We start from the raw sequence: 13,000 nt of genomic DNA, 5'->3' as shown, positions 1-13,000 counted from the left end.
CAGAAAACCTAACATGAGAACGATTCCTCACTAGTATTTTAGTGGGTTTTCAACTTGAATTTCACTATATAAAATCACGATTTTTTCCCTTTATTTTACAGATAAAATCTAGAATACACCTTTGTTGCACAAACTAAAAAAGTAAAATCACCATTACAAATACTGTTGAAAAATGATAAATTCCGACAAAACTTAGCAACTTTATAAAATTTTCTTTACATTATGGTTACAACGATAGACACTCTTCTTCTTATGATATATAACATTCATAGGGAAAGGAGCCAGACAACCATGAAAAAGAAATTTGCAGCGTTTAGTGTTTTAGCAGCAGGAACACTTTTTGTTTCTCCGTTACTTTCACCCGTATACGCTGAAACGAATCAAGATAAATTATCTAATATTCAATCTGAATTAGAAGGAAAACAAAATGACTTACAAAATAAATCAGTTGAGAAAGAACAAATAGAAAAAGAAATTCAAGAATTACAAAAGAAAATCGACGATTTAACTACTTCTATTAATAAAAACGAAGCTGAATTAAACGATACAAAAAAAGAAATTAGTAAAACACAACAAATAATTACTGAAAAAAAGAAACATATAGAGCAATTACAAACAAACATAGATACGCGTCAGGAAGTTATTAAACAACGTTTACAATCTATGCAAGAAAAACCTCGTACAAACATCATTACAGAGGTATTAACAAATTCTACAAACATTGCTGATCTTGTTGATAATATGTACTCTGTAAGTTTAATTTTAAACAATGATACAGATATTGTTAAAAAGCAAACAACTGACCAAAATGCTGTGACGAAAGAAAAAGAGGCTGTTGAGAAAAAAGAGCAACAACTGAAAGAATCCGAGCAAAAATTAGAACAAAAACAGCAAGAATTACAAAATAACCAACAACAGCAGCAAACCTTTATTAGCGATCTACATACGAAAGTAGCAAAAGTAGATTCAGAGATTGAAGGATTAGAAGAATCTAAAGGCATTTTAGAAAATCAGCGTCAAGCTGTTCAAAAAGCAATTGAAGAAGAAAAACGTGCCGAAGAGGCTCGTAAAGCTGAAGAAGCTCGCAAGGCAGAAGAAGCTCGTAAACAAGCTACTACATCTGCTCAAACAGCTCAAGCAGCTCCAACACCACACGATACAAATATTGGCGGGTTTATTAAGCCAGCAGCTGGATCAAAAACTTCTGGGTTTGGCGTGCGCTCTATAGATAACCATAAAGGAATCGATATCGCAGCCTCAGGAACCGTTCCAATTATTGCCGCTGCTGATGGTGTTGTTATTCGCTCAGAATTATCATCTAGTTACGGAAACGTTGTGTACTTATCTCACCGTATAAACGGAAAAACATATACGACAGTATATGCTCATATGAGTAGCCGTTCTGTATCAAATGGACAAACTGTAAAACAAGGCACTCAACTTGGATTCATGGGAAATACTGGCCAATCATACGGGCAGCATTTACACTTCGAACTTCACCTTGGAGAATGGAATGTCGGTAAGACAAACGCAGTGGATCCATCTCCTTATATCGGATTATAAAAAAAACTCGGTTCATACCGAGTTTTTTTATTTCCACTTCACACACTATAGGCATTCCACATAGACTACAACTAAATGCCCATATTTTACGAGGTGAATCATATGAATACACAATTACAACAGAAAATAGAAGAAGCTAGAGAAACTTACATTGGCCGGTTATTTACATTTGGCGGCTCAGCATTATTTTTAATCGGATCATTCATTGCAGTCGTCACAGCCTATAAAGCGTATAATCGTTTATTGAATACACCTACAACATAATAAAAAGACGGAGAAATCTCCGTCTTTTTATTATGCAAACATTTTAAATACGCCTATCGCATTTAAAAATACAATAATTACCGTTACTGGAATAACATAACGAAGCAAGAAGAACCAAATATTAAATAATGTTTTCCCTTTCGTTTCCGTAACTTCTAATTCTTTCATTAACATTTCTTTACTCATTTTATTTGGTACGAATAGCGAAATGGCTAGTACTCCGAGCGGCAGTAATACATTACTTACCGAAAAATCGACGAAATCAAAGAATGTCTTACCAAATATTTTCACATCACTCATAATTCCAAACGATAATGCTGACGGGATTCCAACTGCAAAAATAAGAATACCAATTAATAATGATGCTGACGGACGCTTTTTCTCATTATCTTTCGCAACAGATGCTACTACAATTTCAAGCATGGAAATCGCAGATGTTAAAGTTGCAAAGAAAAATAAAACTAAAAACATAATGAAGAAAAATTGTCCAAATGGTATTTTCGCAAATACTGCTGGAAGGACGATAAACAGTAGTCCTGGTCCTTCAGTCGGCTTAACGCCTAATGCGAAAATCGCCGGGAAAATTGCTAATCCTGCAAGTACTGTAATAAAAACAGTTAAACTTACAATAGATGTTGCTGATTTAGCTAAATGTTCTTCTTTCTTCAAGTACGAACTATACGTGACCATGACTGAGGCACCTACTGTTAGCGAGAAGAACGATTGTCCCATCGCGTATAAAATCGTATCTGCTGTCAGCTTTGAAAAATCTGGTTTTAAAAAGAACTCTACCCCAGCAAAAGCACCATCGAGTGTTAACGCACGAATAATGATTGCAATAAACAAAATAAATAATAGTGGCATCATATACTTACTTGCCTTTTCTATTCCCTTCTCTACACCTTTACTTACTACAAAAATAGTACAAAGCATAAAGATAAATTGCGCTCCAATCGCACTTACTGGATTTGAAATCGTTTCACCAAATAATTTTCCATAATCAACAACACCATTCCAAAAGCTTCCTGTAACACTATAGTATAAGTACAGTAAAATCCATCCACCTACGACACTATAGAAAGAGAGTACACTAAAACAAGTTACAACTCCCATACGACCAATCCAAGGATATAATTTACTATTTGGTACTAGTACTTTATAAGCTGTAACTGCCTCTTTTTGGGTGCTACGTCCAATGACAAATTCCGCTATCAGAAGAGGCATACCTATAAATAAAGTTAATAGTAAAAATACAAGGAAGAATGCGCCTCCCCCACCATTACCTGCAACATATGGAAATTTCCATATGGCACCAAGACCTACTGCGGCTCCGGCTGCTGCGAGTACAAAGCCTATTTTCGACGTCCATTGCTGTGTTTCTTTCATCATAAATTCTCCTTTTCTGAATATTTAAACTTTTGTTAATTATACACTTTCATTTCATACTCGCACACCTCCTTTAGAAAATAAAAAAGTCCCCTACACGCAAATATGCATGTAGAGGACGATATATGTAATGTAAATACCGTGGTACCACCTCAATTGGATTGATAAATCCCACTTGTTCAAGTACAGGAAAATTCCGATACTCTATCCTTTTAACGGCGGAACCCGGGTTGCCTACTACAATGTTCAACATACCTCTCGCAAGCCCATTCTGTATATTTTATCGTACCGGGCTCACACCTTCCCCCAGCTCTCTGAACGTATCAAATATACATACTCTTCTTGCTCATCGATTTCATCTATTGAAGTTACTTGTGATTATAAATTATATTTTTATAGTTGTAAAGTACAATTTATTCATTATCCTATATGAACTCTTCTCTCTAATTCTTGTAAAAACAATTCTCTTTTTTGTTCATTTTGAACATATACCGACTTTAATACTTCTTGCAACAATATATTTCTCTCTCTTTTCTCTATTTGTAGTTCTTTCACTTTTATTCTAACTTCGGATAAAAAATCAAGATACGATTCATACGCCTCATCATATTTATTTGCAATATCATCACGAATTTTTTTTGCAAGTTTCGGACTCGCTCCTCCGGTAGAAACAGCCACATTCAATAATCCACGATGAATTGCCGCTGGAAAATGAACATTACCACTTTCCGGGTTCGTAATAACATTTACTAACTGATTTTCTGCGCTATCTTCAGCAACTTGTTCATTTAATACGGCATCACTACTCGCTGCAACGACTAAAAAAGCACCTTTAATGTCACTTTTTTCATACTCCCTTTGATACCAACGAATTTTCTTTTCTTCCACAAGTTTCACTAAATTCGCATCCAATTCAGGACTTACCACAACTATATCCGCACCTTGTTTTAGTAAAGGAATAATTTTGAATCCCGCGACTTTTCCTCCACCAATGACAACAATACGTTTCTTCTCAACTCGCACTGTAAGTGGATACATATTGATCTCCCTTCAATAATTTCTTCGTTTTCTGAATTAACATATATTGAAATGCTTCATTCTTTCCTAAATACGGACTTATTTTTATCTCATCCAACTCATATTGGCGCACTTCTTTTTCAATATGTTTCATAAGTAAACCTGTAAATAATAAGTAAGGCAGTACAACGATATTCTTTTCTTTTCGTTCAACAACTTCCTTTAACTTCTCCTCAAATTTCGGCTCGGCAGCCGCTAAATAACAAACCTCTACTTTTTTAATTTTCTCTTCATGTTGAAATAAAGAAGCAATCCAGTTTATATCTCTTAATACTTCAGGATCACTACTCCCTCTTGCTACGAGAAGTAGCGTCACTTCATTCTTATCTTCCTGTTCAATGCCACTTCCACTATACACCGATTTCACAAGTGTTTCTGATACACCAAACGGGTTACCGTAGGTCACTTTAACATTCGAAAATTGATTATTTAACTTTTCCAATTCAAACGGTATATCTTTTTTCACATGACCTGCCGCTAATAAAAAAACTGGAATAACAATAATCTCTGTAGCACCACGCTTCACACATGTACGGAACCCTTCCTTAATCGTTGGGCTCGCTAACTCTAAAAAACAAACTTCTTGAATACTTGCCTCTACACGGTTCATGCATGACGTAATAAATGCAACCGCTTCTTCTTTAGCTGCTTTCAAACGACTTCCATGGCATATATATAAGATGGCTTTCATTTTATAACACTCCACTTACTTGATAGGTACTTTCTGTCTGTTTCTCAAACCAATGGATTTTTTCTCGAAAACGGACCACTTCTCCAATTACAATCATGCTCGGATTTTGAATTTGTTCTTTTTTTGCAACATCCACAATTGTTCCTAACGTCCCAACAACTGTGCGCTGCATTGATGTCGTTCCCCGTTCAATAATAGCAGCAGGTGTACTTTTGTCTTTTCCATGCTTCATCAGTTGTTCACATATGTAGGGTAAATTGCTAACCCCCATATATACAGCTAAAGTCTCTACACCTTTCGCTAAATTTTCCCACTTCACTTCTTCTTCAGCACCTTCTTTCCTATGCCCTGTCACAATAGCAAAACTTGCACTTGCATCACGATGTGTCACTGGAATGCCAGCATAAGCAGGAGCAGCTATTCCAGCTGAAATACCAGGAACGATTTCAAATGGTACCCCTTGCTTTGCTAACGCTTCAGCTTCTTCTCCTCCTCTACCAAATACAAATGGATCCCCGCCCTTTAGCCTCGTTACAACTTTTCCCTTTTTCGCATATTTAATAAGAAACGTGTTAATCGTCTCTTGCTTCATCGTGTGATAATTTGGTAGTTTTCCGCAATAAATTAAATCCGCTTCAGGCTTTGCATGGGAAAGCAACTCTTTATTCACGAGACGGTCGTATAAAATAACATCTGCCTTCTTAATACATTTCAACCCTTTCACAGTAATTAAATCTGGATCACCAGGACCTGCACCAACGATATAAACCTTCCCCATCATCTCTCCTCATTTCTACTATTAAAGTGAAACTTCCATCCTTATATACGAATGGAAGTTTTCATTATTTCGTATTACCTTTTTCCTACTCATGAATAACAAATGCTGCACCTTTTCGAATCTTCTTTTTTTCAAATAGAGAAATCTCCTTTACTTCTGGTAACGGTAAAAAATGCTTTTCAAGCTCTATCTCCGCGAGCTTAAATGCCTGTTCTTCACTTTGAGCAACAACAACAATCGGAACAATACTATTTACTAACACAGCTTCAAATCGATATAAATCCATATTGTCCCTCCTAAGACGCTATTACTTCTTCTAACACAGTATTTAACGCTATTTGTAATGTCTCTATACCAACACGGCTGACAAAATCATAAAATGTTTCAGCTGGTAATTTATTCTCTTTGAAATAGCTTATAAATGATGCAAGTACATCAGGTAGATCCTCGCCATCTATTTTCCCTTTTAACTTTTGGTTATAAGCACCGCCATCTAACAGCGTTCCACCTACGTATATTTCAAATGCTTCAACAATTCCTTTTTCCTTCGTTTTCATTTTCACCCCTTGCAATCCAATGTCAGCAATTTGACGTTGCCCACATGAATTCGGGCATCCTACCATATGAATACGAACTGGAACATCGAGTGCAATTTGTGTATCTAAGTACTCTGCGATTTTGCGTAATCTTTCTTTCGTTTCTACTAAAGCAAGATTGCAATATTCAATACCGGTACAGGAAACCGCATGACCAATAAATGATTTAGGACTTGCTGATATGGCTTTAAACAACGGCTCATTTAGTAAACCTGTTACATTTTTTGGCGGAACATTCGGAATAATGAAGTTTTGCGAATTACATGTACGAATCTGTCCATTTCCATACTGCTTAGCAATTCTTGCAATCTCAAACATTTCTTCTGCATGTAGACGTCCTACCGGCACATTAAAACCTACATATTTTAGTCCATCTTGTTTTTGATCTTGAACACCATAAAAGTATCCCGCATTCCATCCTTTGAGAGTACTTTCTCCTTTACTTTGCAATGGTCCTATATACTCTATTAGTTTCTCTTTAAATTTCTCTGCTCCCCAGTCTGCAACTAGAAATTTCAAACGAGCTAAATGACGTTTTTCACGGTATCCAAAATCACGGAATATCGTAGCAATCGCAATTGCTACCGCCTTCACTTCTTCTGGTAAAACGAATACATCTAATTCATCAGCTAAATATGGACGGGCTGATAATCCACCGCCTACTTTTATATGAAAACCAACTTTTTTCTCACCATCTATCTCTTTCGTTGCAGGTGTAAATGCAACACAGTTAATCTCTGCGTTTGCTGAATTATAAATGTTAGAACTAATAGACATTTTAAATTTACGCGGTAAGTTAGAAAACCCTTCATTATGTTGGAAATAATCATATACCTCTTTCACAATACCCGTTGTATCAAACAGTTCATTTGCATCAATACCAGCAAGTGGATTCCCTGTAATATTACGCGTTATATCACCACACGCCCCCGCTGAAGATAACCCAACTCTTGCTAATCTTTTAAAAATATCTGGAATTTGATGAATTTCTAACCAATGAAACTGAATCGCCTGTCTTGTCGTAATATCTATTACGTCACGCCCATAATCCTCAGCGATAGAAGCAAGCACTTCTGCCTGTGCATTCGTAATAATCCCTGAAGGAATATTTACACGCATCATAAAATATCCAGCTTCTTTCGGTCTTTGTAAATATAACCCTGCCCATTTGAATGCGTCCCACTCTTCTTTCGGAATAGATTCGAAGCCATTTTCTGCATAGTAAGGAATATCATTAAAGATTTCCAATCCATCTTTTTTCAATTTATTTTTCTCAGTCTGATTTAATTTTTCATTGTTAGCCCATACTTTTTCATAACTCATTTTTTATCCCCCTATATAAAACTACGCTCTTGTAAGTACTTCACGATTTGTTCTGCACATTCTTCAATAGAATACTTGTGCGTTTCTACAATTAACTCTGCTTTCTCTGGCTCCTCATACGGTGAATCAACACCAGTAAACTCTTTAATATCACCCTGTCTTGCCTTTTTGTATAACCCTTTTGGATCACGTTTTTCACACTCTTCAATTGGACATTTTACAAACACTTCTATAAACTCATCTGCTGCTAATAGATCTCTAACTTGTTTTCGGTCTACTCGAAACGGTGAAATAAACGCTGTAAGAACAACAGTACCTTGATCTACAAATAGCTTCGCCACTTCACCAATCCGTCTTATATTTTCCATACGATCACTTTCAGAAAAACCTAAGTCTTTATTTAAACCGTGGCGTACATTATCTCCATCTAGTACATAGTTTCCAATATTCTTTTCAAATAGTTTACGAGCAACCGCGTTCGCCACCGTAGATTTACCTGAAGCTGATAGACCAGTAAACCAAACTACAAAACTATGATGCCCATTTCTTACTCTTCTCTCATCTTTTGAAACAGATGCTGTATGCCAAGTAATATTCGTATCCATATCATTCTCTCCCTATTCTGTTACTACTTCTTTTTTCAAACCTTTAATTAGCACTTCCACTACTTCTTTACGACTAAATGTACTCGGCGGAACCTCACCGTTTCTTAATAGTTCTCTTACTTTCGTACCTGATAAAATGACATGATCCTCTTTTCCGTGTGGGCATGTTTTCGTCGAAGCCATCGCTTCACACTTCGTGCAGTAAAAACTATGTTCAAAAAATAATGGTGTAATCCCTAACTCTTCCACTGTAAAGTTTGTAAAAATTTCTTGTGCTTCATAAGTCCCGTAATAATCTCCTACTCCTGCATGATCACGCCCTACGATAAAGTGGGTGCATCCAAAATTCTTTCTGACTATTGCATGGAATATCGCTTCCCTCGGTCCTGCGTAACGCATTGCTGCAGGAAATACACCTAAAAAGACACGATCTTTCGGATAATAGTTTTGAAGTAATACTTCATAGCTTTCCATCCTTACATCAGCAGGAATATCGTCCGATTTCGTTTCCCCAACGAGTGGATTTAAAAAGAGACCATCTACAATTTCAAGGGCAGATTTTTGAATGTATTCATGGGCACGATGTACCGGATTTCTCGTTTGAAATCCAACCACTGTTTTCCAACCACGTTTTTTAAATTCTTCTCTCGTTTCAATTGGATCTAAATGATAAGAAGGAAACGGATTATTTTCAAAGCGTTTTGTAAGAATAATAGCTCCCCCGACATAAACGTTCGGTCGTTCATATAATTTTTTCACTCCTGGATGAGCCTCATCCGTCGTTTTATACACAAGTAACGCTTCTTTTTCCTTGTCAGGCACAAAAATATCTTCTATTTGAATGACACCATATACATTTTCAGCATTAACAAGTTTTACTTCCTCTCCAGCTTTTAGACTCTCTGCTACTTCTTCTGTTACTGGTAATGTAATCGGTATACTCCATATGCTCCCGTTTGCTAAGCGAAGCGTTTCTACGACCGAATCATAATCTTTCTTTCCTAAAAAACCAGTAAGTGGGCTATATCCCCCTGTCGCTAATAGCTCTAAATCACTTAACGCAATGTTGTCTAGTTCAATTTCTTTTTCGATTTGTGATACGTCGTAAGTCTCGTCTATACGATTTATTAATTCGTTTCTTGTACTCATTTTCTATTTCCTCTCTTAGCTTTATTTTCAAATTCATCTTATTGGTAATGAAGACCACATTCTGTTTTCACTTTCCCAGACCACCTACCATCTCTCGAATCGCCATCCTCACCTACAGGTAACGTACACTTCTCACACCCAATACTTGGATATCCAACATCATGCAGCGGGTTATACGGTAAGCTATGTTTGTATACATATCGCCACACTTCTTTCCACGTCCAATGAAGGAGTGGACAAACTTTAATAGATTGAAAGCGATGATCTTGATTTATAAACTTTGTATGCTTACGTGTTTCTGATTGTTCCCTCCTTAAGCCCGATATCCACGCTTTTTCCGCTGCTAATGATTTTTCTAACGGTAAAATTTTTCTAATTTTACAACAAAGATTCGGATTACTTTCCCATAATTTCTCACCATGCAACTTCGCTTGTTCATCAAGCGTAAGTTCCGGCTGTTTTTCTATAATATTTAATGAAGGAAATCGTTTCCGCACTTTTTGAATTAATTCATACGTTTCTTGAAAATGAACATTCGTATCTAAAAATACAACTTTAGCAGATGGATTTACTTGGTTTATAAGATGCAGCAATACCATCCCTTCCACTCCGAAGCTACATGCGTATACAATTTCACTTTTATATTCTTTATAAGCCCAACTTAATACAGATAGCGCGCCTTTCGTTTCATCTTCTTCTGAAAATGAAACATTATTTTCTTCCCACGTTTCATACGTCAACATGTTCTTTCCCCCTGTAAAAGCAAAAAGACGGTTTTAACCTAATATAATAGGTTAAAACCGCCTCTAGTTTTTCTAGTCAGCGCTTTTTACTTTAAACGTACCTTTTCACTTTTCTCTAATTGAATGACTTTCCCATCTTGCACAACAATTGTAATTGAACCATATTTCATATCAGCAAGCATCGCTTGAATTTTCTCAGATACTTCCTCAAAATGTTCCCGTACGCTCACGCGAACAGCCCCCCTTTTTATTCATAAAAAAAATCTTTCCCATTTCGAAAAGACTGTTCGGTAATATATTTTACCTTATCTTTCAAAATGGATTCCATTTTGCTGGATTTAGCACCTTGCTTTCTATAAGCAGGTTGCCGAGCTTCTTCGGGCCAGTTCCCTCCGCTTCTCTTGATAAGCTTTGTATTTGTATTTTATCACAATTCTGATTTTTTTCAATCCTAGTTTTCCGATATATTTTAATTATTTTATTTTATAAAAAAGGAATTGCCCATCCGAACAACTCCTTTTTCCCATTCACACAAGTTCTTTAATACGTATGCGATCGTTCCCAATAATATTTTCATATGTTTCACGCTCTACAACAATTTGTGATGTGCCGCCTTTCGCGAAGACGACAGCTGGTCTACGAATCCGATTATAATTATTCGCCATCGAGTATCCATATGCCCCTGTACAAGAAATTGCTAATAAATCGGCTGAAGCAACTTTCGGTAGAGTGATATCCCAAATTAACATATCTCCACTCTCACAGCACTTCCCAGCAATCGAGACAAGTTCCTCATTCTCATCATTCCCTCGATTCGCTAACATCGCTTCATAACGAGCGTTATATAAAGCAGGTCTTAAATTATCAGTCATCCCACCATCCACTGATACATATTTCCGAATACCAGGAATGTCTTTCACAGATCCGACTGTATAAATTGTCGTTCCAGCATCCCCTACAATACTACGGCCTGGTTCAACCCATATTTCTGGCAGGGGATAATTACATACTGTAAATTGTTCCCTCACAGCACTTGTTACAGCTCGCACATATGTCTCAAGAGTTAATGGTGTATCTGACTCTGTGTAGCGTATTCCGAATCCTCCGCCTACATTTAGCACTTTTACTACATAGTTTGTTCGCTCTCTCACTTCTTCTAAAAATTGACGAAGAACTTCAATCGCTCGCACAAAGCCGGCCGTTTCAAATATTTGTGATCCGATATGTGAATGAATTCCTAACACATTATAATTTGATTTTTGTAAAGCAATCTCAATCACTTGCATCGCTTGACCATTTGACACGCCAAATCCAAATTTCGAATCATCTTGGCCTGTTGTAATATATTCATGTGTGTGCGCCTCTACTCCGGGCGTTACACGAATTAATATGTTCACAAATTTCCCATGTTGCACTGCTAAATCATGCAAAATTTCTAATTCCAAGAAATTATCTACGACAAAACAACCAATATTCGCCTGAAGAGCCATCACAATTTCTTCTTCTGTTTTATTATTGCCGTGAAAATGAATGCGTGATGCCGGAAATCCTGCTTGCAGCGCAGTATATAATTCTCCTCCAGAAACAACATCTAATGACATATTCTCTTCACGAGCCACTCGGCACATCTCCATGCACAAGAACGCCTTGCTTGCATATGCTACTTGATAAGAGAAACCACTTTCTTTAAACGCACGATGAAACGCGCGGCACTTTCCTCGAATTGACTCTTCATCGTATACATAAAGTGGTGTTCCGTATTGTTTTGCTAGCTGCGTCGTATCGCATCCTCCAATTTCTAAGTGTCCTTGCCCATTGATTCGGCTCGTGCCGTGTAAATACATTTGAATTCCTCCCTTATTTCCTCTAAAACTCATAACCCCAATCTTCTATTCATTGCAGCACGCTTTTAGATAGACAAAAAACGCGCGGAACAATGTTCACACGCGTTTCTTATTAGGAAAAATATATATTGAAAAAATAAACGAGTTGTTATCTCCTCAAAATAAGAAACCGCATCAACATCTCCAAATAGCTCTCCATAAAATAAATATTATGACAGTACTACATTTATTCAATGCAGTCCCAATATATGAATAAGATGGTTATTCTTATATTTCGGCAATAGTCCCTTTCAACCTATGATCACAGATTCCATTAAATCTCCCATAGCTTACTCTTTCCTATCGCGGCCTCTACCTTTGAGAGTAGATGAGGTAAGTCTATTTAATTTTCAAACATCTAATTGTTGCTATTAACAATACCAAAGGACCATTTTATTTGTCAAACAATTTTTTATATTGTTTTTTTACAGTTTAATTTCGTATCATTTGGTAAGCGCTTTACTGAAATCTTTGACACTTCCCATTCGCCTTCTTCATTATTAAATGTAATCGTTACCTTCTCAAATGGTGGAGCAATTTTCCCAGCAACTCGTTCATACTTCGTTACTTCAATACTTGCTTGAAATAAATATGTACCGCTATACACTTTTTTTAAACTAATAATTTTAGGACATTGATAAGGCTTCAAGCTCCCATATTGTTTTTCAATTGCTTTATTTATTTTCGGAAATAAAACAGAATAAAGGGCATCTTCCATAAGAGGTGCATCATATTGGGCTACCGACACACTCGGTGAAGCAAAAAGTATAACACTACTGCATACTATAAAATATAATAATTTTCGCATTATAACCTCCGTATTATTACACGATTCTTTCTGCGCACGATAATTATCATACATAGAAATGATGCTAGTCTAAATGATAGACACACCGAACAGAGAGTTTATACTAAAAACAAATAAACAAGTTCGAGGTGTCT

At 36.5% G+C, this 13,000-nt stretch carries 14 protein-coding genes, 2 riboswitches and 1 other annotated feature; of the genes, 2 read left to right on the top strand and 12 right to left on the bottom strand.

Annotated features, from left to right (window positions below; all coding sequences use genetic code 11):
• Positions 1-291 precede the first annotated feature (291 nt).
• Complete coding sequence (locus JDS99_RS26740) at positions 292-1,563, top strand: murein hydrolase activator EnvC family protein (RefSeq protein ID WP_097889752.1); 1,272 nt, start codon at positions 292-294, stop codon at positions 1,561-1,563.
• Between the two features lie 102 nt (positions 1,564-1,665).
• The gene (locus JDS99_RS26735) at positions 1,666-1,827 is read left to right on the top strand and encodes a hypothetical protein (protein WP_001096003.1); all 162 of its coding nucleotides are present in this window, start codon (positions 1,666-1,668) and stop codon (positions 1,825-1,827) included.
• Positions 1,828-1,857: 30 nt separating this feature from the next.
• Here JDS99_RS26735 and JDS99_RS26730 read toward each other — a convergent pair whose 3' ends face one another.
• From JDS99_RS26730 to JDS99_RS26675, 12 genes are all read right to left on the bottom strand, one after another.
• Positions 1,858-3,213: a sodium-dependent transporter gene (locus JDS99_RS26730; protein ID WP_046958187.1), complete on the bottom strand. Its 1,356-nt coding sequence runs from the start codon at positions 3,211-3,213 to the stop codon at positions 1,858-1,860.
• 111 nt (positions 3,214-3,324) lie between these two features.
• Positions 3,325-3,572, bottom strand: a binding site (T-box leader).
• Positions 3,573-3,633: 61 nt separating this feature from the next.
• Positions 3,634-4,251: an NAD(P)-binding protein gene (locus tag JDS99_RS26725; protein ID WP_088062670.1), complete on the bottom strand. Its 618-nt coding sequence runs from the start codon at positions 4,249-4,251 to the stop codon at positions 3,634-3,636.
• Positions 4,226-4,981: a sirohydrochlorin chelatase gene (locus tag JDS99_RS26720; RefSeq protein WP_088062668.1), complete on the bottom strand. Its 756-nt coding sequence runs from the start codon at positions 4,979-4,981 to the stop codon at positions 4,226-4,228. Before JDS99_RS26720 ends, JDS99_RS26725 begins: the two co-directional genes overlap by 26 nt.
• Before the next feature lies 1 nt (position 4,982).
• Entirely contained in the window at positions 4,983-5,759 is a 777-nt protein-coding gene (gene cobA, locus JDS99_RS26715; RefSeq protein ID WP_088062666.1) for a uroporphyrinogen-III C-methyltransferase, read from the bottom strand.
• 85 nt (positions 5,760-5,844) lie between these two features.
• Positions 5,845-6,045, bottom strand: coding sequence for a DUF3906 family protein (locus JDS99_RS26710; protein WP_000366913.1), 201 nt, complete (start codon positions 6,043-6,045; stop codon positions 5,845-5,847).
• Positions 6,046-6,055: 10 nt separating this feature from the next.
• On the bottom strand, positions 6,056-7,678 hold the full coding sequence (locus tag JDS99_RS26705; protein ID WP_199696039.1) for a nitrite/sulfite reductase: 1,623 nt from the start codon (positions 7,676-7,678) through the stop codon (positions 6,056-6,058).
• Positions 7,679-7,689: 11 nt separating this feature from the next.
• Positions 7,690-8,283, bottom strand: a complete 594-nt coding sequence (gene cysC / locus JDS99_RS26700; RefSeq protein ID WP_048561381.1) for an adenylyl-sulfate kinase — start codon at positions 8,281-8,283, stop codon at positions 7,690-7,692.
• Positions 8,284-8,295: 12 nt separating this feature from the next.
• The gene (gene sat, locus JDS99_RS26695) at positions 8,296-9,432 is read right to left on the bottom strand and encodes a sulfate adenylyltransferase (RefSeq protein WP_088062662.1); all 1,137 of its coding nucleotides are present in this window, start codon (positions 9,430-9,432) and stop codon (positions 8,296-8,298) included.
• A gap of 38 nt (positions 9,433-9,470) precedes the next feature.
• A complete protein-coding gene (locus JDS99_RS26690) occupies positions 9,471-10,175 on the bottom strand; it encodes a phosphoadenylyl-sulfate reductase (RefSeq protein WP_199696038.1) in 705 nt (234 codons plus the stop codon).
• 86 nt (positions 10,176-10,261) lie between these two features.
• On the bottom strand, positions 10,262-10,405 hold the full coding sequence (locus JDS99_RS26685) for a YezD family protein (RefSeq protein ID WP_000116163.1): 144 nt from the start codon (positions 10,403-10,405) through the stop codon (positions 10,262-10,264).
• Between the two features lie 72 nt (positions 10,406-10,477).
• Positions 10,478-10,586, bottom strand: a riboswitch (SAM riboswitch).
• 116 nt (positions 10,587-10,702) lie between these two features.
• Positions 10,703-12,019, bottom strand: a complete 1,317-nt coding sequence (gene lysA / locus JDS99_RS26680; RefSeq protein WP_048544900.1) for a diaminopimelate decarboxylase — start codon at positions 12,017-12,019, stop codon at positions 10,703-10,705.
• Between the two features lie 180 nt (positions 12,020-12,199).
• Positions 12,200-12,381, bottom strand: a riboswitch (Lysine riboswitch).
• An 89-nt stretch (positions 12,382-12,470) separates the two neighbouring features.
• A complete protein-coding gene (locus tag JDS99_RS26675) occupies positions 12,471-12,866 on the bottom strand; it encodes a DUF3888 domain-containing protein (RefSeq protein ID WP_001228833.1) in 396 nt (131 codons plus the stop codon).
• Positions 12,867-13,000 lie beyond the last annotated feature (134 nt).

The sequence above is a fragment of the Bacillus cereus group sp. N6 genome (assembly GCF_016483705.1).
Classification (GTDB): domain Bacteria; phylum Bacillota; class Bacilli; order Bacillales; family Bacillaceae_G; genus Bacillus_A; species Bacillus_A wiedmannii.
This window is presented reverse-complemented; position numbering and strand designations above follow the sequence as displayed.

What these genes read in the sequence shown, in the direction of transcription:
- JDS99_RS26740 (WP_097889752.1), top strand. Translation starts at nt 292, where the DNA reads ATGAAAAAGAAATTTGCAGCGTTTAGTGTTTTAGCAGCAGGAACACTT.
- JDS99_RS26735 (WP_001096003.1), top strand. Translation starts at nt 1,666, where the DNA reads ATGAATACACAATTACAACAGAAAATAGAAGAAGCTAGAGAAACTTAC.
- JDS99_RS26730 (WP_046958187.1), bottom strand. Translation starts at nt 3,213, where the DNA reads ATGAAAGAAACACAGCAATGGACGTCGAAAATAGGCTTTGTACTCGCA.
- JDS99_RS26725 (WP_088062670.1), bottom strand. Translation starts at nt 4,251, where the DNA reads ATGTATCCACTTACAGTGCGAGTTGAGAAGAAACGTATTGTTGTCATT.
- JDS99_RS26720 (WP_088062668.1), bottom strand. Translation starts at nt 4,981, where the DNA reads ATGAAAGCCATCTTATATATATGCCATGGAAGTCGTTTGAAAGCAGCT.
- cobA (WP_088062666.1), bottom strand. Translation starts at nt 5,759, where the DNA reads ATGGGGAAGGTTTATATCGTTGGTGCAGGTCCTGGTGATCCAGATTTA.
- JDS99_RS26710 (WP_000366913.1), bottom strand. Translation starts at nt 6,045, where the DNA reads ATGGATTTATATCGATTTGAAGCTGTGTTAGTAAATAGTATTGTTCCG.
- JDS99_RS26705 (WP_199696039.1), bottom strand. Translation starts at nt 7,678, where the DNA reads ATGAGTTATGAAAAAGTATGGGCTAACAATGAAAAATTAAATCAGACT.
- cysC (WP_048561381.1), bottom strand. Translation starts at nt 8,283, where the DNA reads ATGGATACGAATATTACTTGGCATACAGCATCTGTTTCAAAAGATGAG.
- sat (WP_088062662.1), bottom strand. Translation starts at nt 9,432, where the DNA reads ATGAGTACAAGAAACGAATTAATAAATCGTATAGACGAGACTTACGAC.
- JDS99_RS26690 (WP_199696038.1), bottom strand. Translation starts at nt 10,175, where the DNA reads ATGTTGACGTATGAAACGTGGGAAGAAAATAATGTTTCATTTTCAGAA.
- lysA (WP_048544900.1), bottom strand. Translation starts at nt 12,019, where the DNA reads ATGTATTTACACGGCACGAGCCGAATCAATGGGCAAGGACACTTAGAA.
- JDS99_RS26675 (WP_001228833.1), bottom strand. Translation starts at nt 12,866, where the DNA reads ATGCGAAAATTATTATATTTTATAGTATGCAGTAGTGTTATACTTTTT.